Consider the following 19,810-nt stretch of genomic DNA (forward strand, 5'->3'; position numbering starts at 1 on the left):
CTTTACTAATCTATCTAATTATATACCAGAATTGGAAAATAATTCTACTAATATGCAAATTGGTTCGTATGTAGGGGGATTTAAAGACTATTAGTTTTCCAAATGCTACTTAGAAATAAACTTCAGAAAATACTAAAAAGGTATTGAGAATTTACTCAATACCTTTTGTCACGAACAGAGAGGTCAGATACACCTCTCATATATAAAATGGTACCTAACTTTTCTGCATAAACCCTTTTGTATTAAAATAGTACTTCTTCCCACTTATCGTTTGCCGGCCTGTCAGCATGATTCCTTTTGTATTAAAATAATACTTCTTCCCACTTATCATTTGCCAACCTGTAAGCATAATTCCTTTTGTATTAAAATAGTACTTCTTCCCACTTATCATTTGCCATCCTGTTTGCATAGTACCTTTTGTACTAAAATAATACTTCTTGTCACTTATTGTTTCCCATCCTGTTTGCATAATTCCTTTTGTACTAAAATAATACTTTTTTCCGCTAATCGTTTGCCAGCCTGTTTGCATAATTCCTTTTGTACTAAAATGATACCTCTTCCCACTTATTGTTTCCCAGCCTGTATGCATGATTCCTTTTGTACCAAAATAGTACTTCTTCCCACTTATCGTTTGCCAGCCTGTTTGTTTAACACCTTTAGTATCGAAGTAATATTTCTTTCCACCTATCGTTTGAAATCCCTTTAGAATTTTGTCTTCTGTTTTGAACACCGTTATCTGGTTATAATTTAAATTTTGACTAACTCCACCAGATATAGCGTCCCAATTAATAGTCAATGTATAGTCGATTGAAGGATATAAAACTTTAGGATAGATATATAAAATATTACTCTTTACTTCACTATTAAACTCTATCTTTCCTCCTGGTCCAACTAATTCAATTTTAGTAGGATCTATTTCTATTGGTTGATTAAAATAATATGCAAAAGTGGTATCTATGGGTAGTGACTTTACAGGTGGAAGAGTTTGATTACCTTTTGTCGACAAGGCTTCTCCTTTTAGTAATGATAATGGACCACCAGACTTAGGCGGATCTTGAATACCTGTAGTTTGTGCAGAAAACGTCTTCATATAGTGGTTACTGCTATTGTTCATACCCACTATGATTAAGTTTCCATTTTGGTAGAAAATATTTTGTACCCTTAAGTCTTTTCTTATCGTATACAAGTAAATATCTGTATTGTACTGATAAACATCAATTCCCATGTCTTTTCTTACAGCATAGGTTAATTGGTCCTGCATGTTAAAAGCAAAATCTTTATAACCCCTACCTAAGCGATATTTAAATAACATATCCCCCGACTTATACTTTGTTAGTTCCAATGCTACACCGTTACCATTAAGTAATGTAGATCCATCAGGTGAAATTTTAACATAGGGTGTTAGTGAATAACTTTCTCTTCTGTAGGGAGCTGGGTAGTCTTGTCCAATCATTCCAGAATCTACCTCATATGCTTCAACGTACATGGGCCAAGACTCAGTGTTAATTGAATATAATTTTGTAAGGGAAGGTACATAAAAAATATTTTTTCCTGTACCCATATATGATGAACCCGTACCATTATAAACCGGTACTTCATATCCATTTTCTAAGTTATACGAAACCACATTTGTCCGATTACTATGGCCAGGAGAGATATACACGTAGCCTTTTTCATCAATGGCTATATCTAAAGGATCTGTATCTACTTCTATTATTTTTTTAATGTTAAAAGTGGTTGTATCTACTTCGGCGATAGCACCTATAGGACTATTTTCTAAAAAAGCACTTGCATCCCTACGCTGAGTTATATAAAGTTTGTTATGGTGTAACTCTAATCGTTCTGCTCGGTCAGGAAGACCCAAACTCTTAATATCACCCGTTTTAACATTTACAGCGTATATAGTGTTACTGTTTAAGCTAGTCATATATAGAACTGGTTTATTGGGATCCATTGCAATATCATTTGGTTTAAACCCTAAACTTTCTAATGTCCCTGAGGGATCGGTGGTCCAGTTAACATTCGGAATCTCATTATTAGGTTGAGTAGCAGCACTCATGGTTTCAATAAAGTTATTGCCGTTCTTATCTTTATTTATGGTTATTAATATTCCATTTTGATAGAGTAATTTTTGAACATTTAAGTCTTTACGCAATGGGTATAAAAATTTATTAGTCCCGTACTCATATACATCAATACCACGTATTTTATGTGCGGCAAATGTCAGCTGATCTACCTCGCTAAATTCAAAATCGTTATATTCTCTTCCGAAAGTAAAGTTGTATAAAAAATCGCCTGAATTGGATGGAATAGAATTAAACACGTTTCCACCCAAACTATAATAGTTCTTTCCATCTGGAGTGATTTCACCGAATCCTTTTGTTGATATATTCCCGCTATATGCAGTGTATCTCTTTTTTATCTCACCATTTTCAATTTCAAACAATTCTAACGCGTGACGACCATGCAAATATAATTTCCCGTTATTCTTGTTATATAGAATATTATGATCCTGAAAGATGGAATATCCGGGAGAGTGTCTAATTTCTTTTTTGTCTTTCATAGAATAGACTTTTAAGTACTCCCATTGACCTGAACCTGGAGTAACATAGAGAAACCCATTATTGTCTACCGCTATATCATACGGATCCGTATCAATATCCATTATATCTGTGACAGAAAATGAATGTATATTCACCTCTGCAATGGCCCCCTTTAAAGGACCAGAACTATAATAATCATGACTCATTTTTAATTGTGTAATATAAAGACTCTCATCTCTTAAATCCATTTTTTCTGCAGGATAAGGCAAAGTTAGTGTCTTGATGTCACCGGTTAAATAATTTACCGCGTATAACGTGTTATTACCCAGTCTAGTCATATAAATGATTGGTTTATCAGGGTTACGTTCTACATCATGTGGAGTAAAGTCTAACTTAATTACTTTAGATGCAGCTTGTAGAGATGGTGTAGGAACAAAAAATAATGAACCTGTTAATAAGAATAATAGTATGTATACAATGGACGAATGCTTATATGAAATTTTCAGATTGATCCCACCTTGTAGATTTATACTAAAATATTAACAGGATAAAACTATCATTTATATGGTAATGATTTCTATTGTTTAAAGAGCGGTTACACTAGTAGAGGCACAGCAATAAGCATATTTTCTCAATTACTAACAAATATCAAAGAAGAGGCTCTAGTTTTGTCACTAGAGCCTCTTCTGGTATATCAGTTTATCTAAAACCTAAATAACTTTCTTTGTTTTTGCTTTTTACTCATTTGGATATCGAGTTGTGTTCTCTTTTTGTTCAACTTATACAGTTCGTCAAATTGATTTTGATAACTTTCAAATCTTTTTTCACTAATCATGCCATCCTTAATAGCTTCTTTAATGGCACATCCACTCTCCGTTTGGTGATTGCAATTGGAATATTTACACTTTCCTAAGAAAGCTATTACATCTTTAAAACTTTCCTCAAGTATATCTTCTTCCCCCCATAATTGCACCTCTCTCAAACCTGGTGTATCGATAATCATATACCCTAGGGGATGAATCAGAAGTTCAGCACTAGTAGTCGTGTGTTTTCCCTTTCCTGTTGCCTTACTGATCGTTTGCTTTCGTTGTATTTCTTCCCCTAAAAGGAAATTGGTAATGGTCGATTTCCCAACACCAGAAGAGCCTAGTAGAGCAATCGTATCGGCAGAATGAATATGACCTAGTAAGCTGCTCATATTTATATTTTTTTCAGCACTAACAGTTAATATGGGGATACCCAATGCTACAGACCTTACTTGTTCAATATATAAATCTACTTCCTCGCATAAATCTACTTTGTTTAAAATGATAATAGGTACGGCCCCACTATTATAGGCAAGCGTTACATATCTCTCGATTCTGCGTATATCAAAATCTCCATCTAAACCACCTATAATCAACACTTTATCGATATTAGAAGCAATGATTTGCTCCTCCGTTGATCCACCTACGATTACTCCATTTTTTATTTTTCTTCCCCCTGAGATCGGTTGCTTCCGTGAAAAATAACTTTTTCTAGGTAAAACGGCTTGAATGTATACAAATGGACTGTTTTCTTTTGTTTGGAATACGACCCAATCACCGACGGCTGGAAAATCTTTAGACAAGTTGATTTTATATCTGAACTTTCCAGATAATTTCCCATAAAAGGTTTTGTCTCCGTCCGTAATGGTGTAAATCTCTTTATTTTTTCCTAAAACACGACCTGGTAAAAGACCTTTATTCTTATAATGATAAAAATGTTCCTCAAAAAATAAATTCCAACCTACTGTTTCTAAATTCATAACTTTCCTCCAATTTAATCGTTCGATTTTAGTGGAAGAAAAATAATTAATTTACCTTAAAAATAAAAAAGTGCTACAGAGTATTTATAACCCTGTAGCACTTTTTTATATAAAGACTCCAAATCCGCTCTTTAAATCTTAAAATTAGTCCGTATGAGTGAGTGGAAAAGAAGATAGCTTCAAGGTATGGCAAATTAAATTTTTCTTCATTTAAACACTCACTCCCTTCTTTTATTATTAATTTAATATTAACAAAAGAGTTATAATTTAACAATCATTTTGTAAATAATAGATTTTCAAGTTAGCAGATTGGTTAAGATTAAACGCTAACTTTTTCTTTCGAATCGTTAGTAACCCAGTTTTTTGCTGCGGCGGCTTTTAACTCAGCCTTTTGATCCTCTTTCTTCTCTTTATTGTTCTTCTGCTTATCAATAAAATCCTTCAGTCCGGCACCAAATAGATTTAGGCCGATAATGGTGATGGCTATAAATAAAGTTGGGAAGAACAGGATCCATGGTGCTGTACGCATATCTGTCAAAGAGTTAGCAAGTAAGGATGGCCATGTGAATGTGAGATTAATCGCTTCATATTGACCTGTATTCTGGTTGAAAATCATATCTTGCGCTAAGAATACCCCAACAATACCAAGACCACCAAGGATGGCCATGATGCGAGCCATGTCACTTATAAAAATAAAGATGATCTTTTGATAAATGTTTGGAATGTAATATCTAGTAATAATATGAAACCAGCTTGTGCCCACTGACACAGCCGCTATAAAGTAATCGGTCTTATTGATTCTATTAAACTCCTGTCTCATAATTTCCCCAATCCTCCCTATATCCAAGAGAGAAATGACCATCAACAGGAATGCGTAACGGCTATAAGACTCTTTTACAGAATCCATGTTTCCTATTAAGATGATTAAAATAATGGTTGGTAAAAAAGACAGCACGCTGTTTGTGAAACCAAGTAATCCCCTCGCTCCCTTATGAACTGAGGCGAAATATCCAAACGGAATGCTTATCATAAAGCGAAGAGTTACAATAATAACTAGTTCTGTGAAGGTCTCTCTAGCTCCAAGTGTCATAATACTGAGCAAATCACGCCCTTCCCGGTCCGTCCCAAACCAAAAATTTTCTCCTGGTGGAAGAGGCGCTTTAAGTAATCTTCCGTTTTCATCATAGCTAAGTCGATCCGCTTCCGGTTTGCCTTCAATAAAAGGTAGAAGTGGCCCGAAAAAAGCCATAAAGGCAAACCCAGACAAGATGATGACCCCAATCGAAAATGATGGGTTTTCCTTAGTAAAGCGAATAACTTTTTTTGCCGCTTTTCTATAAGGGAATGTCAGTAAAAAGTGATAAATAAGTTTAATTGTTCTAAGTTGTTTGTTTTTTGAAATGGTATCTTCCGTTAATTCTTTATCAAGACTGGAGGGAACAATGATTAATTTCACAAAATCGGTAATCCATATACTAATTAATACTAGTAAGAGAAACGGCAAAAGAAGCCCTAAAACTACATATGTATCATCGGCCTTAATGCTAATTATTAACTCACTTCCAGCCCCTTTATAAAAACATAGCCTTTCTATAATCGGCAAGCTGCTTATAATAATTAACATGAGAGTTTGCGTGTAACTTAGAATAGTTGGCCATGCATTCCAAAGCATATGTTTCAGTGTAATAGCAAGGTGCCCAGTTCCTTTTGATAAGGCGGTCCTTACATAATCTTTATCTTTTTCAATTAATAATGAATGATAGGTAATATTTGAAATGAAAAAGATAGGAGAAATACTGATGATAATCGTGGGGAATAAAACATTCATTAGAGTCTCATCACCAAATAAATCTAGTTCTTGAATGATCTGTGCATTTAAAAGTAAGATAAGCCCATATTGAACAGCAATCAGTAGAAAAAAATCAGGAATAGCACCAAACAAAAGATGGCCAGCTTTGTGTATTTTACTTTGAATTTTTCTCTCTCTTACTAAAAAATGTACTAATCCAAGAATAATCCCTAAAATTACGCTGATAAAATAAGCAGGGATAATGATTTTTAAACTTTTTGCAAACATTTCAGGAACAACTTTGTCAATAGGTCCTAATCGTTGTGAAACCCCTAATGACTTCGTAGTAAATAATTCCCTGTAATAATCAATAACCGCTTGAAACATTACGCCCCAATCTTTTCTATTTACAAAGTGGATATCATCGGTGGAAATAAAAACTAAATAAACTATGACGAAAGAAGCTAAAATGACAAGTAAGAGACTCCTCAGCATTTTGTTGAGCAATAAAATCATCCATTTCACCTCTCTATGAAATATTTATAATATAAATTTAATATAATTGTAAATTTTGTAAAAATCAACCATTTAGTATGAACATTCTGAATATACAACAAAATAGAAAAAGAGGCTGTCCAATTTGAGGACACCTCTATTTAATATTCTGCAGTAATTTTTGAATTGTTCTAGTAATTTTGTAGTTGATTTCCATTCTAATTCTGTTTTTCCACCGCTGCTATCGCTTCAATTTCAACCAACTGATTCTTATAACCTAAAACTGTTACTCCCGATAAAGTACTTGGAACATTATGATCTCCAAATTCCTCTCTTATGGCATTCCAAGCTTCAACCAAGTCCGATTGTTCATGAGATGCCACTAATACTCTTGTATAGACAACATTTTCTAATGTAGCTCCACACTCATTCAATGCAACCCTCAAATTATCTACACATAGTTTTGCTTGTTGCTTATAATTATCTTCAAATAATATTTCCCCTTCTTTATTAAGAGGACATGAACCTGCCATATAGAGTATGTCCGTATCGGATGGTACTCGACTAGCGTAAGCATAGTCAACTGCCGCTAGTTTATTAGAATGAATGAATGTTATTTTATTAGTCATATATGTATCCTTTCTTTTGGTGGATTTCATCTTTCCTTCCTTTTATATACAAATGTAAAAATTTTTTAAAAAAATTCTTATTCCAAATCACTTGTATATTTCTCAGGTAGTAACTCCATTACGTTACACTTTACTAGTTTGCCATTATAGGAAATAATAACGTCTGTATCCTTCCCGTAGTCACTTATTAATTCACGACACATTCCACATGGAGCAACAACCCAACATTTTTCGATGTCTTCATGTGGATGTGGATGAGCAACAGCCACAATCGTCTCAAATTCATGATCTCCCTCAGAGATTGACTTCCCAAGGGCCATTGCCTCTCCACACACCGTAATTCTCCCTACATTCGCTTCAACATGTACGGCTGCATATATCGTTCCAGATTTTGCTCGAACGGCTGAACCGATATGGTGTCTACCGTACTTATAGTTCTTCTCAATTACTTTTTCTGCTGCTTGAATCAATTCATAGTCTTGATCTTCAAGTGGCTTTACTTTAAGCATGATATACCCACTCCTACTATTCTTATTGTCTTTACTCATGTTGGATAACTATTATCTTCTATTAAAATAGCTTTAATCCTTCTTGCAATGACTTAACCAGCTCATTTTCTGTAAAAAAAAGAGCAAGATAGCAACCACCATATAGATAGTTGTTACCTTGCTTTATTTTTCTGCTATAAAAATCTGGAGTATACAGAGCCTAAAAACTTACCCTTCTTGATTTTGTCCGTCTTTCTTTTTCCATAGTTCCCCTGGCCAGAAAGAGTACTTCCCGAGTACAGTCGTAATGGCTGGAACTAAAAGTGGTCTAACAATAAACGTATCTAGCAAAACACCTACTGCCGTTACAATTCCAAATTGGACTAATACTTGAAGTGGAAGTACGGCTAATACTAAAAACGTTCCTGCCAAAATGAGACCCGCGGAAGTGATAACGCTACTCGTTTCTTCCACTCCTTCAGCAATGGCTTTTTTCAATGGCATTCTCTTACGATTCTTCCAAATGCTTGAGATCATGAAGATGTTGTAGTCTCCCCCAAGGGCTACTAAGAATACAAAGGCATATAGTGGGATTAACCCTTGCATAGCCGTTGCTCCCATGCCGTAATGAATGATGAGCCATCCTAAACCAAGTGCAGAGAAGAAAGACAGTACAACTGTGACCAATAGGTAAAGCATTGCAGGGATCGAGCGTAAATAAATCACAAGTAGAACTGCGATAATGATAAGAACAACAGGGATGATAAGATTTTGGTCTTGTTTCGTTATATTTTCCGTATCATACAACGTTGCCGTTTCCCCACCTAACCATACTTGGTTACTAGGCTTTTCAACTCCTGCAAGACTTAGAACATCTTCTACTTTTGACTTTATGTCTGGGATTTTATCCATTGCCTCTGAAGAATATGGATCGATTGATAAAACTACACTATATTCTTTTATATTTGGATTACTTTGTCCGGTCTTCGGTTCACTAACACTGGCTACATATGGTAATTCCTCTAGTTCTTCGATGATTTCCGGATGATCCCCTTCAGAATCTACAATTAATTGAACAGGTGCGATTTCCCCAACAGGATATTGCTTGGCAATAATGGAAAACCCTTCTCGCGACGGCATATCTTCAGGAAATGATTCAAACAAACCGTACGTGTATTCAATTTTTGGTGAAAAGGCAGCTAGCCCACCCAAGAATATCATTGTAACGATGATAATAATCCATGGCTTATCTGTTACAAGACGTCCTGCCATTCTACTAAAACGGCTACGGTTATTTGGTTTACGTACTGGCTTCCCTCTTTTTTCTTCCAGTTCTTTAATCATGCTATCCGTTCTAGGGATGAATGGGAAAAAGGCAAATCTACCTAGTAACGCTAGGATAGCAGGTAACAGTGTTAATACGGCAATCCCCATAATGATAATGGCTAAACTAAAAGGTACTGCGAAACGTTCATAGGAAGCGTATTGAGCAAGCGCTAAGGTGAACAATCCTAGTGCCGTCGTCAAGGCACTCATCATAATGGCGCCACCCGAATTGAAAATGGCCAATCGCAATGCTTTATATTTATTTTCTTCATGCTGTAATTCATCTCGATATCTTGATACAAGGAATAAACAATAATCCGTTCCAGCTCCAAAAAGGAGTACGGTCATAATGGAAACGGCTTGAGCATCGATTACGATCCAACCCTTACTTGCCATAAAACCTAACAATGGACTAATCAATCCGTAGGCAAATCCTACACCAATTAACGGAACAAGTGCTAATATGAACGAACGATATAATACAATTAGTAACACTAAAACAAGTAATACCGTTGCAATGAGTAGGGTAACATCTGCTTGACTAAATAATTCGGTCGCATCTGTCTGTATTCCTACCGGACCTGTAAATCGAACATGCAAGCCCTCTTCTGTAAGCTCTTTTGCAAATGGATCTAATTCCGTTATGTTTTTTATTTTATCTTTTAAAGTAGCTAAAGACTCTTGTAATTGATCAACGGCAGCATCTGAGTGAAAGAAGACAGGTGTGGTTATAGTCGTGCCATTCTCAGAAGCTGATTGCATTAGAGCCTGAGGAGGCATTTTTCCAAAAGGTGGAACCATGGACTGTTGTCCAAGTGGTTCTTCTTCTAATTGATTATATAATTTTTGGATATGCTGGAAGTCTTCTTCTTTTAATCCATCCTTACTGTACCAGACAAGCAGTAAAGGGACTCCCGTGTCATCTGGAAATTGCTCATTAGAGATTTTAGTCGCTTCTTCCGACATTGCCTTGTCAGGCAGCAAGCTACTTGAGTTCGTTTCCTGGCTATTTACCTGTGGCCATATGGACGAAAGCAAGGCTACTACAAAAATCCATGCAATTAATATAGCCCATCTGCTCTTCCTTCCCGCAACAAGCTCTGCAAATTTATTAAATATACGATTCATGCTAATTCTCCTTTGCCCAATATAATTGAGAAAAATGATTAATGATAACAATATCTCCTTGCCTGTTATAAATTATATATACCGGTCAGTTAATTATCAACTTTGAATGTGTTTATGCTATACTAAAGGCGAATGATGATTAAGGAGAGAAATACTTTGAAAGCAAAACAGAAGCGTTCATTAGGAAGACCCCCTACTAACGCAAGAAAAATGCCAACTGATGTGATGATTCTCCAAGCAGCAACCGATATGTTTTTAACCAATGGATTTCAGGATGTTTCAATTGACGATGTAGCTAAAAAATGTAATGTAACGAAGGCAACGGTCTATTATTACTTTGAAAGTAAAGCGGCGTTATTTACTGAAGCTATGGTTCATATGATGAATCGAATTGGTGTATATATAGAAGCCATGTTATCGGAAGAAGAACCGTTAAAAATCAGACTACATAAAGTGGCGGTTGCACACTTAAAAGCAACTTTTGATCTTGATTTAGACGGCTTTCTTCGTGAAACTAAAAACGTGTTAACACATGAACAATTAAAGCAAATGAAAGAGTCTGAAAACAAAATGTTTGAAGTACTTGAGAAGGCCTTTATTAAAGCAATAGAAGAGGAAGAAATCCCTGAAGTCAATACAAAGTTTGCCACTCACAGTTATTTAGCCCTATTAAAGGTAGGTAATTATAGAAACGAAGACCAAACAACCATCTTTTCATCCATTAACGAAACCTCTAATCAAATTATAGATCTTTTCTGGAATGGATTATTTTCTACTAAGTCATAACACAAGTGATTCACCTTGCTGAAAATGGGAGCAACCACACACCTTTTAAGAGGGAGACACCCCGTAGAAAAAGCTAGACCTATTCATTTGAAAGCATATACGAGAAATCTCATATATGCTTTCAATTTTTAATAGAATCTTCTTTGAAAAGTTATAAAATTATTTGCAGGTTCACTAAAGAAATGAAAGAAAATGGCGATTGATTGATTCCACCTCTACTCCACCACTTTATGGGAAGAATCCCCTTCTATTACTACTCTATATTGTTCACCTTCCACTTCAACAACACTCAGGCTTGTATCGTGTATAAATGGTGGATCCCATAATCTTTCTAATGGCTTATGATTAAAATGTGCTAATAAACATTTAATGACTACAGTATGTGTGACGATTAAAATATTTCCAGATGTATGATTACTTTTTATTTCATCTAAAGCTTTTAAAACTCGATTGTTTAGTTCAACAAAACCTTCCCCAGATAAAGGCTTATAAAGGTGAGGAGCATTCCAAAACAATTGATATTCAGTTGGATAGTATTTTTGTATTTCTTCATGTGTATTCCCTTCCCACTCACCCATATGAATTTCTCTTAAGTTACTATTTAAATGAATAGGGATGTCTCTTCCAGTGGAGATTAGTTTTGCTGTTTGAAGGGTTCTGGCACTCGGACTAGTATAAATAGAAGTAAAATGAACGTCTTTAAGTCGGTCGCCTAAGAATTTTGCATTATTCTCTCCATTCACCGTTAATTCTGAATCACTCCAACCTTGAAGTCTTTTCTCTGTATTCCATACGGTTTCCCCGTGTCTAGTAATATATAATGTTAACATGGCATACTCCTTAATCTTAACTTGATGATAACGCTCAAACACTAGGCTGACTGGCTGCCAACTCGTTCTCTACAAACCAAGAGATCACGGTCGTACTATCTCTTACGTTTTTAACTTTTATTTCGTTTAACAACCAACTGACACTCTCTTCGTTTGATTGATTCTGAAAAGGGTGAAAGATTTCCTTATGGTTAGTGAAATTTGTATTAGGGCATTCAACAAGACCATCAGTTGTAAGGAAAATATGATTTGTTCCTTGTCTCAGTTCTTTCGTACCGGTTGAATAGCATGGTACTGGCAACTCAAACGTATTCACCCGACCGACCCATTGATAAAAACTTCTCTGATTCAGTTGGAATTCTTGTAAAAAAGCAAGCTCTGAATGGTGTAAATAAAGGGGACAGTCACCGATGGAAAACCACCATAAAAACTGTTCTTTTCTAAGCACAATTAAGCAAGCGGTCTCTCCTTGGACGTTCCTACACTTTTCTTTAAACTCCTTATTTTGAAAAATAGACAAAATAAACTGGTTTAATTGTGTCAGAGACTCGCTAACTTGTAGTGACAATAATGCGGTTAGCTCCTTTTTATGCTGCTCCAAAGTGGCAACCACTAGCTCCGCGCTTTCAGCGGTTTGATGCGCGTCCAACAAAACAACAAACTCATAATTTCGTTCTCTATCAACCCAAATGATACATCCATCTTCATTTTTGGTTTGACCAGCAGACGAGTTTCCTCCGAATCGACCGAGAACTACATGTTCTACTGTAAAAATATTTATCTCATCTAAATAAGCCTTTTGACTACCTACCCAACTGTACTCATTCGAGTAAGTTTTATTCATACGGTGTCATCTCAAGGTATGATTTTATCCTCTTACATAGTTCCGTTACGTCATTAGGATTACCCATTTTGGCATTTGGAGCCTCTTGGACTGCAAAAGGTCCCCAATATTCTTCCGGCGTATGAGGATATCTAGCAACTAAATGCATATGTAGATGTGGGACCGCATTTCCAGCAACAACTGCATAAATATGTTCAGCGCTCTCGGTTTCTTTCAACGCTTTACTAACACGTGACACCATCACTCCAAAACTCTTTGCTTCATCTGGAGTCATTTCAGCTAAAGTAGGCACATGTCTTTTTAAATCAATCATCAAATGTCCTAAATAACTGGGCTTGCCTTGATTATCGATATGTCCTACATACACATACTCATTTTCATAAATCACGACCCCATCTGTTTGAAGATGCCCTTTGTGTTTATTACAAATAAAGCATGAATCGTTCATGTAGATCCCTCCTTCTAAATTTCTTAAGATTCTGTCAATACTAGATAGTTGGATTTTCCTTTTTATCCTTTCTGATTACAAAAAGCATATAAGTCGAAAAAATGAAGATGATTGCCACTAGTACAATTAGTCCCACCTGATCGGATAATTTTAAAAATAGGCTATCCATAAATCCAAATAATGAAAGAAAAGATAAAAAACCTATTGCTATGATTTTTCTTTTTGGATGCTCATTTCCTTCTGAGTACTTAGTGTAATTAGCGAACAACCAAATTAAAAATGGAAATGCAAAGACAGCAATAATAATAAATAGTACCAACCGTTTTTACCCCTTTTTTTAAATCTATTATTATAGTAGAAACTTTTCTTTAATCATTTTTGCTACTACGGCAGCATTTAAATTCGTGTTATTAATGCGCATATAATTTTCTCTCTTGATTTCTCCTTCAAGTGTGTTTAGCCTATATTTCTCCATCGTTGTTTTTAAATCTCGTTCGGACCGTTCGATGTTTCTTTTCGTTGGCTTTTGTTCTAATCTGTATGGTGTCTTATTCCGTTCTAATCTTTCATCTAGACCGGCCTCTAATTCCACGAAATAAACCGTACCACCTTTTGATTCAAAGATTTCACAGACTGATTCTATATAGTCCCAGTCACTCTTAAGATCAAATGCCCATAAATAAGTGAAAATGATTCCATATTGATCACTTTTGGCCATCTCTCTAAAAATTTCTTGACGGAATAAGCTTACTAGCCTTTTCCCTTCTTTTGTACCGTAATCAAACAGTGGATGAACTAACTCTATCGTCATATGATTATGAAAAAGTTTTAAATCTGTAATTTTTCTAAGCTCATGGCCGACAGTCATTTTTCCAACTGCCTGTGGTCCAAAAATTAATACGAATTTCATTTATTTAACACCTTCAATTAAACTACTATTCTGGAAATTCTCTAAATACAATTGCTTAAAACCCCAGTTGGTAGTATTAGAGTTCATCCCATCATACCATAAAATAACATTTTCATTAATCATTTTCTAATATTATTAGATTGTTAACTTGTCAAACAGAACTTACTTCTATATATGAATAACAAAAATGTAACAGCATTCTTCGCTGAGTTCGTGACTAAAATTGGAATTAATCACATAATATATATATTCAGGTTCTAATATTACATATAAAGAGATGATTCCATGAGTATTATTCTAGCCTTGTTAGCAGCTCTGTTCGCATCTTTCACAGCTATATTAGCTAAAATCGGAATCAAGGATATTGATTCTAACTTAGCCACCGCTGTTCGAACAGTCGTTGTCTTAATCATGGCATTTCTAATGGTGATGATTACAGGTCGAACGGGCGAAATATCTCAAGTATCTACATATGCTTTTATTTTTCTAATCTTGTCTGGGTTAACCACTGGTTTATCGTGGTTATGTTTCTTTAAAGCCATCCAAATAGGTGATGTTTCAAAGGTCGTTCCTATTGATAAAGCGAGTGTTGTGTTAACCATTATTCTTTCATTTATCATATTACAAGAACCTGCCACCCCGTTAGTTATTACGGGGGGCCTAATTATATCGGTAGGAACCCTCGTGTTAATTGGAAGAGATAAAAAGAAAGATAAGCCAGTCAAAAAGACACAGTCCTATATTTTTCTTGCTATTTTAGCCGCTATTTTTGCAGCATTAACTAATATTCTGGCCAAAATAGGAATTGAAGATGTTGATTCAAATGTCGCAACATTTATACGAACAGTTGTTATCATTATTTTTGCTTGGGGAATTGTTTTCTTTCAAGGGACGTTAAAGGATCTTCAGAAAATTTCAAAGCGATCTTATTTATTTCTAGTATTGTCAGGTGCGGCAACTGGACTTTCGTGGTTATGTTATTTTGCGGCTATTGCAATTGGAAAAGTAAGTGTCGTAACACCTATTGATAAATTTAGCGTGGTCATTACTATGTTATTAAGCTTTATCATTCTAAAAGAAAAGGCGACTAAAAATATGATTATTGGCGGTGTTTTAATTTCTATTGGTACAGTTTTGCTTGTTTATAAATAAAAGGCTTTACCCTATAAAGTAAAGCCTTCTTATGAGGTTAATCCTTCTTTTTTACACCGCTTACATCAAATTTATATTTTACTTTATCATGAAAAAACATCTTTCCATCCACATATACCTTACAATCTATACTCATGGTTCCACCAAGTTTGACCTTAACATGAGCTTTTCGACCATTTTCCTCTATTACTCCTGTCAGCGTTTGATATGGCTTTAACCATGTATACCATCCCGATCTATTCTTTTGATCAACTAGTTGTCCGTTAATATATAATTCTTCTTGATTATATTTATTTACGATTTGTATAAGGTTGTTGTTATATTTCACATCCCAAGTTTTTTCAAACTCTTTTTGAACATCTAACATTAAATCGTCCCACGTTTCGACTTCAGACTCTGCCTCTTTCTTAAGGGGACTCTTCTTCTTTATTAAACTAGTAATCCATTCAATTAGAAAAATTAAAGTAAACATAGAAATTAATAAAGCAATCACATTGTCAAAAATGGTCCCCTCTGTTATACGTCCATAGAAGAATCCGATGATAAAGAAAACCACTAAATAAAATATAAATTTTAACATAATTTTCTATCCTTCCTATTGTCAAAATGTAAATTTTTGGTATATCATTAAGTGTCTATGATATGACCTAATTAACTATACGAATTAGTTTCAAGAAGGTTTCTTTTTTAGAAATATATACCTTTTTAAATGAGCAGTGCCGTAAAAAAATTTAGAAAGTAGGATTATTTTGAAAAAATCTAGTTTAATTATTCTATCCATATGTATTTTACTCATAGGTTTATATTATGGTTATTCGACCATTCGAACCTTAAATGGGAATCCAATCGCTATGCCAAGAGCAAAAAATCTAGTTATTGAATATATTAATCTAGCATATCCTAACGATGATTTTCAAATTGGTAAAGGTACATATGCCGTGACCTACGGGAATTACTATTTTGATGTAGAGGATTCTAAAGGTATAAAAGTAAATGAATTATTAGTTCCAAAGAATTTAACATTAATAGAAGATACGATGCAAACAGATGCTTTGAATGAGAAAGTAGCGGACTATTTAGCTACACATACAACGATTGAAACGATTGAGGTTAATGGGACTGTTTCCTTCGCAAAAGAAATGAACAAGTCAGAAACCATCTGGGTTACGGTATCCGGAAATAATCTTAGTAAGGAAAAGTTAGCTGACTTTGGGCAGAGCATTTATGAATGGAGTAAGAATCATGCTCCATCGTTGAATAAATTAATTGTAGATGCAACAAATGTGTCCAACAATGAAAGTTATCGTTTGTCTCTTGATAAAAAACAATTAACAGAGTCTAATTATATAAAGTTTATAGAATAGCCAAAGTCCATACGGGAGGTATGGACTTTTCACCTTTTTCCTAATGGTTTTAGCTTTTGCGTTAAAAATCCTACAATAACTAATCCTAGAACAAGTAAATAAGGCTGGAACAAGATAAATAGGTTCATCACATGGAATTGAGCTTCGTGCCTGAACTCCGCTTTTTGCCACACGCCCACTTCTACCTCAACAGCGATGGATTGATCAGTAGAAGTTCCTTCGATTTCATAATATTTAGTCCCTTTAGAGTAGTAGTTTGAAGCATCCCCAAAATAGTTACCCGTTCTTTCATTAGCTTTTGTTTTAACTTTACCTATACTTTTACCAACTTTACTTTTGGGTATTTTATCTTCTAATACTTCATAAACATTCCCTTTCCATACAACAAAAGGATACGCCCAACTTAGTGCATGCACGGATGAAGCAGTTGTGAAGAGTAAAATGGCAAAAATACATATTAATTTTTTGATTATGATCTCCACCTTATATTAGAATTTTGTCAATCATTTACAAGTACTAATTCTAAAAGACCTTTCAGTCTTAATCGTCAGGCTTTCACTATTAAAACAATTCAACTTTTTGGGGAATGATTCCCTAACACAAATTTTTCTCAAACATTCTTTTAGTAAAATTATATGTTCACTTTACATTAAATAACAACAAAAAAATACTAGGCCTTACTCCCGAAGAAGTAAAGCCTTTTCCCTAGTAGTCTATTTGAATAGATTGCTCTGGCAGCTCTTTATAAAAATCAATGGATCCCTTCCCTTTCTTGGTTGCTGTTAAATAGGGGACGAACGTTAATGGGCCATTAAAAGAATCAGAACCTTTGAATCGAATTTGTGCTCCTTCTTCACCTACTGAAATGCTATGGAAGGGAATCTGTTTACCATCTTGATCTTTAATGAGAAACTCAATATGATAATCCGTTAGTTTATTCATATGATAATAAAGTACACTTGAAACTGGTGTTATGACTAGCTTTTCTAATTTAGCTGTTTGACCATTTTCCAAACTTACTTCCTGGTCAAGATTAATCGTTTTAGCCGTAGAAGCTAATGTTTCACTAGACACTTTAATTTCAAAAGTCCATGGATTTTCAACTTTCCATTCAAAATCTAAGTTATCGTACTGGATATTAAATGTGACTTCTTCTCCAAGTGAAAGGTTCTTTAACTCTATATCATTATAAAAAGTAAACTTCGATTCATTAATTTTTATTACTTCCCCACCTGTTGTTGAAGTTAAGTTCTCACCATCCACCAAAACTTTCGGTAGTGGTCGAAACTCTTTTGTATCTAAATCAGATTTCGGTTCAAAAGTTGAACTAATCAGCAATCTTCCTCCATCAATCATCACTTCGTTTAAGGTAATCTTCCCAAGTTTATTTTCCGCTGTTTCTCCGATAGCCGTTTTATATGGTGTATAGTCCAGTTCTTCCGTTTCACTTACATAATTCTCGATTAGGCCACCAATAAAAGGGACACTTGCCAAAGATACCATCCCCGTACCAGTCATGATTCCGTACGCCAACACTGCTGCTGCACTAAAACCTATTAATCTTTGTTTCGAGAAGGTATTTTTCTTTTTCAGCTTATTCTTCACACGCTTCTCCCATTGCTTTTTTTCTACTTCCGTTAGTTCTATCTCTTTATAGGAATGTACATCGACCTTCACATCATTTAACTTTTCATAGAAACTCAAACTAATCACTCCTTAACCCTCATTATTTTGTGTAAGGAAATGCCTTAATTTCTTCCGTCCTCTTGATAACCTGTTGTAGATCCATGATTCTTTTACGTTCAGGTCTTTTGCAATTTCTGAAGAAGATTGGCTTTGCAAATAGTACCTTTCAAATAATTGCCTATCATCCGTACTGAGTTGTTCAAGGAGCGAGTGAACATCTCTTTTTAAAGCATCTTCTTTCCGGCTTATCATGGAATCCTCAACTTCTGATACTGTAAATTGTTTCTCTAACTGCTTTAAATGCTTTCGCTGATAATCAATGGCTTTATATTTTGTGACTGCCGCTACCCAATTTTTAAACGTATTTTTACTAGAGTTATACGAATCAATATGGCTCCAAATGGACAGTAATACATCATCTAAACATTCTTCCTGATCTTCACGACTTTGATTTAAATGATGATGAATAACCGAGTGAATGAGACCACCATATTGTTGAATAATAAAAGTTAAAGCTTTTTCATTCTTCACTTTTATTTGTTGTATAACATTTTCTTCCGTTATCCTCATGTAGGCACCTCCTTTTGTTTTGTTTACCTCCTACTCTTTAATACGAAGGAAATTTAAAAAACCTATCATTTATGAAAATTAGAACAAAAAAAGATTAACATATTTTGTTAATCCTATTTTAAGAATTCATGAATGACAAAATTGGTTAATAAGTATAAAAGGAGGAGGAGTGAACTGATGATTTTAAAACAGATTGATTTAAGTCTTATGTCAGAGCATTTAAATGTTCACAAAGGGGTTCTAAACAAACTAGAAACATTTTTCTGTGCAGTCGATAACCCAACACTTAGACAGGTGATATACGAGCAATATTTAGTCATGAGTAATCATGTCAAAGTAATGTTGTCTTTAATGAATCCTGAAATTAATGAACAGGTTACTACAGCTGCTTTAAATTATCTTGAACCCCTAGAAATTCCTTGTACACTTACTAAGTCAATGATGACTGAAGGAAATATAGCTTTGGAATTGCGCAATACAGCGAAAACGATGGCGCAAACAAACTTTGAATCTGCATTAATGATGAAGGCTTCTAATGTTAAAGACATTCACATTCATATGGCTTTGCAACAAACCATTATTCAAAATCGTTATAGCCAATATATAAAAGAAAATAATCTAGATGTCGTACCTAAAAGTACACTAAAGGAGCAACTAGATGTCCTTCAATCTTTTAAAAAAATGTTTATTTAGGATAGTAGACTACTCATAATATAATAGCTGTTCTTTTATGTATATGCTTGTCAGTTTAAAAGGGGCTGTCCAAATAGTCAGTTATATGACTCTTTGAACAGCCCCAGATTTTTTGTTTTAGCTTCTTAAAAAGGTCTGTTGATTTCCGTTCCAGGCGCTTCGCTTTCCGCGGGGCGGGCGGTGAGCCTCCCTCGTCGCAAGCTCCTGTGGGGTCTCACCCACTGGCTTTGCAAAGTTGTAAATCAATTTGAATTTAAGTAAAAATTTTACATCTATATTTTGCTGTGGGAGCAAAAAAGACAATCTACAAATAAGATTGATATTTGTTCCCTTTTTTTGTAAA

The 19,810-nt window shown here is 34.7% G+C and carries 19 protein-coding genes and 1 pseudogene; 4 read left to right on the forward strand and 16 right to left on the reverse strand.

Annotated elements, in window-relative coordinates; translation table 11 throughout:
- Positions 1 to 214: 214 nt before the first annotated feature.
- From SM124_RS15315 to SM124_RS15340, 6 genes are all read right to left on the reverse strand, one after another.
- Entirely contained in the window at positions 215 to 2,698 is a 2,484-nt protein-coding gene (locus SM124_RS15315; protein WP_322447391.1) for a hypothetical protein, read from the reverse strand.
- Between the two features lie 548 nt (positions 2,699 to 3,246).
- Entirely contained in the window at positions 3,247 to 4,329 is a 1,083-nt protein-coding gene (gene rsgA, locus SM124_RS15320) for a ribosome small subunit-dependent GTPase A (RefSeq protein ID WP_322447392.1), read from the reverse strand.
- Between the two features lie 319 nt (positions 4,330 to 4,648).
- A complete protein-coding gene (locus SM124_RS15325) occupies positions 4,649 to 6,634 on the reverse strand; it encodes an ABC transporter permease subunit (RefSeq protein WP_322447393.1) in 1,986 nt (661 codons plus the stop codon).
- A gap of 197 nt (positions 6,635 to 6,831) precedes the next feature.
- Positions 6,832 to 7,242, reverse strand: a complete 411-nt coding sequence (locus tag SM124_RS15330; RefSeq protein ID WP_322447394.1) for a RidA family protein — start codon at positions 7,240 to 7,242, stop codon at positions 6,832 to 6,834.
- Positions 7,243 to 7,319: 77 nt separating this feature from the next.
- The gene (locus SM124_RS15335; RefSeq protein ID WP_322447395.1) at positions 7,320 to 7,751 is read right to left on the reverse strand and encodes a cytidine deaminase; all 432 of its coding nucleotides are present in this window, start codon (positions 7,749 to 7,751) and stop codon (positions 7,320 to 7,322) included.
- A 207-nt stretch (positions 7,752 to 7,958) separates the two neighbouring features.
- Positions 7,959 to 10,184 (reverse strand): MMPL family transporter, encoded by a 2,226-nt coding sequence (locus tag SM124_RS15340; RefSeq protein ID WP_322447396.1) that lies wholly within the window; start codon positions 10,182 to 10,184, stop codon positions 7,959 to 7,961.
- 156 nt (positions 10,185 to 10,340) lie between these two features.
- Between SM124_RS15340 and SM124_RS15345 the strand changes: the two genes are divergently transcribed.
- Complete coding sequence (locus tag SM124_RS15345) at positions 10,341 to 10,970, forward strand: TetR/AcrR family transcriptional regulator (RefSeq protein ID WP_322447397.1); 630 nt, start codon at positions 10,341 to 10,343, stop codon at positions 10,968 to 10,970.
- A 215-nt stretch (positions 10,971 to 11,185) separates the two neighbouring features.
- Here SM124_RS15345 and SM124_RS15350 read toward each other — a convergent pair whose 3' ends face one another.
- From SM124_RS15350 to SM124_RS15370, 5 genes are read right to left on the reverse strand one after another with little or no spacing between them, the layout of a single operon-like run.
- Positions 11,186 to 11,800 (reverse strand): histidine phosphatase family protein, encoded by a 615-nt coding sequence (locus SM124_RS15350; protein WP_322447398.1) that lies wholly within the window; start codon positions 11,798 to 11,800, stop codon positions 11,186 to 11,188.
- 34 nt (positions 11,801 to 11,834) lie between these two features.
- The gene (locus tag SM124_RS15355) at positions 11,835 to 12,644 is read right to left on the reverse strand and encodes a PP2C family serine/threonine-protein phosphatase (RefSeq protein WP_322447399.1); all 810 of its coding nucleotides are present in this window, start codon (positions 12,642 to 12,644) and stop codon (positions 11,835 to 11,837) included.
- Positions 12,637 to 13,092: an HIT family protein gene (locus SM124_RS15360; RefSeq protein WP_322447400.1), complete on the reverse strand. Its 456-nt coding sequence runs from the start codon at positions 13,090 to 13,092 to the stop codon at positions 12,637 to 12,639. Before SM124_RS15360 ends, SM124_RS15355 begins: the two co-directional genes overlap by 8 nt.
- Positions 13,093 to 13,132: 40 nt before the next feature.
- A complete protein-coding gene (locus tag SM124_RS15365) occupies positions 13,133 to 13,411 on the reverse strand; it encodes a hypothetical protein (protein WP_322447401.1) in 279 nt (92 codons plus the stop codon).
- Between the two features lie 30 nt (positions 13,412 to 13,441).
- Positions 13,442 to 14,002, reverse strand: coding sequence for an ATP-binding protein (locus tag SM124_RS15370; RefSeq protein ID WP_322447402.1), 561 nt, complete (start codon positions 14,000 to 14,002; stop codon positions 13,442 to 13,444).
- Between the two features lie 285 nt (positions 14,003 to 14,287).
- Here SM124_RS15370 and SM124_RS15375 point away from each other — a divergent pair, with 285 nt between their 5' ends.
- Positions 14,288 to 15,154, forward strand: coding sequence for an EamA family transporter (locus tag SM124_RS15375; RefSeq protein ID WP_322447403.1), 867 nt, complete (start codon positions 14,288 to 14,290; stop codon positions 15,152 to 15,154).
- A 37-nt stretch (positions 15,155 to 15,191) separates the two neighbouring features.
- Here SM124_RS15375 and SM124_RS15380 read toward each other — a convergent pair whose 3' ends face one another.
- Positions 15,192 to 15,734, reverse strand: a complete 543-nt coding sequence (locus SM124_RS15380) for a hypothetical protein (RefSeq protein ID WP_322447404.1) — start codon at positions 15,732 to 15,734, stop codon at positions 15,192 to 15,194.
- 169 nt (positions 15,735 to 15,903) lie between these two features.
- Between SM124_RS15380 and SM124_RS15385 the strand changes: the two genes are divergently transcribed.
- Complete coding sequence (locus SM124_RS15385; protein WP_322447405.1) at positions 15,904 to 16,518, forward strand: YfjL-like protein; 615 nt, start codon at positions 15,904 to 15,906, stop codon at positions 16,516 to 16,518.
- Positions 16,519 to 16,547: 29 nt separating this feature from the next.
- On the opposite strand, the gene SM124_RS15390 is transcribed toward SM124_RS15385, so the two are convergent.
- From SM124_RS15390 to SM124_RS15400, 3 genes are all read right to left on the reverse strand, one after another.
- Entirely contained in the window at positions 16,548 to 17,000 is a 453-nt protein-coding gene (locus SM124_RS15390) for a hypothetical protein (protein ID WP_322447406.1), read from the reverse strand.
- 223 nt (positions 17,001 to 17,223) lie between these two features.
- The gene (locus SM124_RS15395) at positions 17,224 to 18,222 is read right to left on the reverse strand and encodes a DUF4179 domain-containing protein (protein WP_322447407.1); all 999 of its coding nucleotides are present in this window, start codon (positions 18,220 to 18,222) and stop codon (positions 17,224 to 17,226) included.
- 12 nt (positions 18,223 to 18,234) lie between these two features.
- A complete protein-coding gene (locus SM124_RS15400; protein WP_322447408.1) occupies positions 18,235 to 18,774 on the reverse strand; it encodes a sigma-70 family RNA polymerase sigma factor in 540 nt (179 codons plus the stop codon).
- A gap of 177 nt (positions 18,775 to 18,951) precedes the next feature.
- Here SM124_RS15400 and SM124_RS15405 point away from each other — a divergent pair, with 177 nt between their 5' ends.
- Positions 18,952 to 19,467: a hypothetical protein gene (locus SM124_RS15405; RefSeq protein ID WP_322447409.1), complete on the forward strand. Its 516-nt coding sequence runs from the start codon at positions 18,952 to 18,954 to the stop codon at positions 19,465 to 19,467.
- Between the two features lie 117 nt (positions 19,468 to 19,584).
- Here the strand turns inward: SM124_RS15405 and SM124_RS15410 are convergent.
- Positions 19,585 to 19,810 (reverse strand): annotated as a pseudogene (locus tag SM124_RS15410) (hypothetical protein); the annotation flags it as partial.

This window comes from Robertmurraya mangrovi (assembly GCF_034427655.1).
Lineage (GTDB): Bacteria > Bacillota > Bacilli > Bacillales > Cytobacillaceae > Robertmurraya_A > Robertmurraya_A mangrovi.

What these genes read in the sequence shown, in the direction of transcription:
- SM124_RS15400 (WP_322447408.1), bottom strand. Translation starts at nt 18,774, where the DNA reads ATGAGGATAACGGAAGAAAATGTTATACAACAAATAAAAGTGAAGAAT.
- SM124_RS15335 (WP_322447395.1), bottom strand. Translation starts at nt 7,751, where the DNA reads ATGCTTAAAGTAAAGCCACTTGAAGATCAAGACTATGAATTGATTCAA.
- SM124_RS15375 (WP_322447403.1), top strand. Translation starts at nt 14,288, where the DNA reads ATGAGTATTATTCTAGCCTTGTTAGCAGCTCTGTTCGCATCTTTCACA.
- SM124_RS15380 (WP_322447404.1), bottom strand. Translation starts at nt 15,734, where the DNA reads ATGTTAAAATTTATATTTTATTTAGTGGTTTTCTTTATCATCGGATTC.
- SM124_RS15370 (WP_322447402.1), bottom strand. Translation starts at nt 14,002, where the DNA reads ATGAAATTCGTATTAATTTTTGGACCACAGGCAGTTGGAAAAATGACT.
- SM124_RS15355 (WP_322447399.1), bottom strand. Translation starts at nt 12,644, where the DNA reads ATGAATAAAACTTACTCGAATGAGTACAGTTGGGTAGGTAGTCAAAAG.
- SM124_RS15405 (WP_322447409.1), top strand. Translation starts at nt 18,952, where the DNA reads ATGATTTTAAAACAGATTGATTTAAGTCTTATGTCAGAGCATTTAAAT.
- SM124_RS15330 (WP_322447394.1), bottom strand. Translation starts at nt 7,242, where the DNA reads ATGACTAATAAAATAACATTCATTCATTCTAATAAACTAGCGGCAGTT.
- SM124_RS15340 (WP_322447396.1), bottom strand. Translation starts at nt 10,184, where the DNA reads ATGAATCGTATATTTAATAAATTTGCAGAGCTTGTTGCGGGAAGGAAG.
- SM124_RS15325 (WP_322447393.1), bottom strand. Translation starts at nt 6,634, where the DNA reads ATGATTTTATTGCTCAACAAAATGCTGAGGAGTCTCTTACTTGTCATT.
- SM124_RS15350 (WP_322447398.1), bottom strand. Translation starts at nt 11,800, where the DNA reads ATGTTAACATTATATATTACTAGACACGGGGAAACCGTATGGAATACA.
- SM124_RS15360 (WP_322447400.1), bottom strand. Translation starts at nt 13,092, where the DNA reads ATGAACGATTCATGCTTTATTTGTAATAAACACAAAGGGCATCTTCAA.
- rsgA (WP_322447392.1), bottom strand. Translation starts at nt 4,329, where the DNA reads ATGAATTTAGAAACAGTAGGTTGGAATTTATTTTTTGAGGAACATTTT.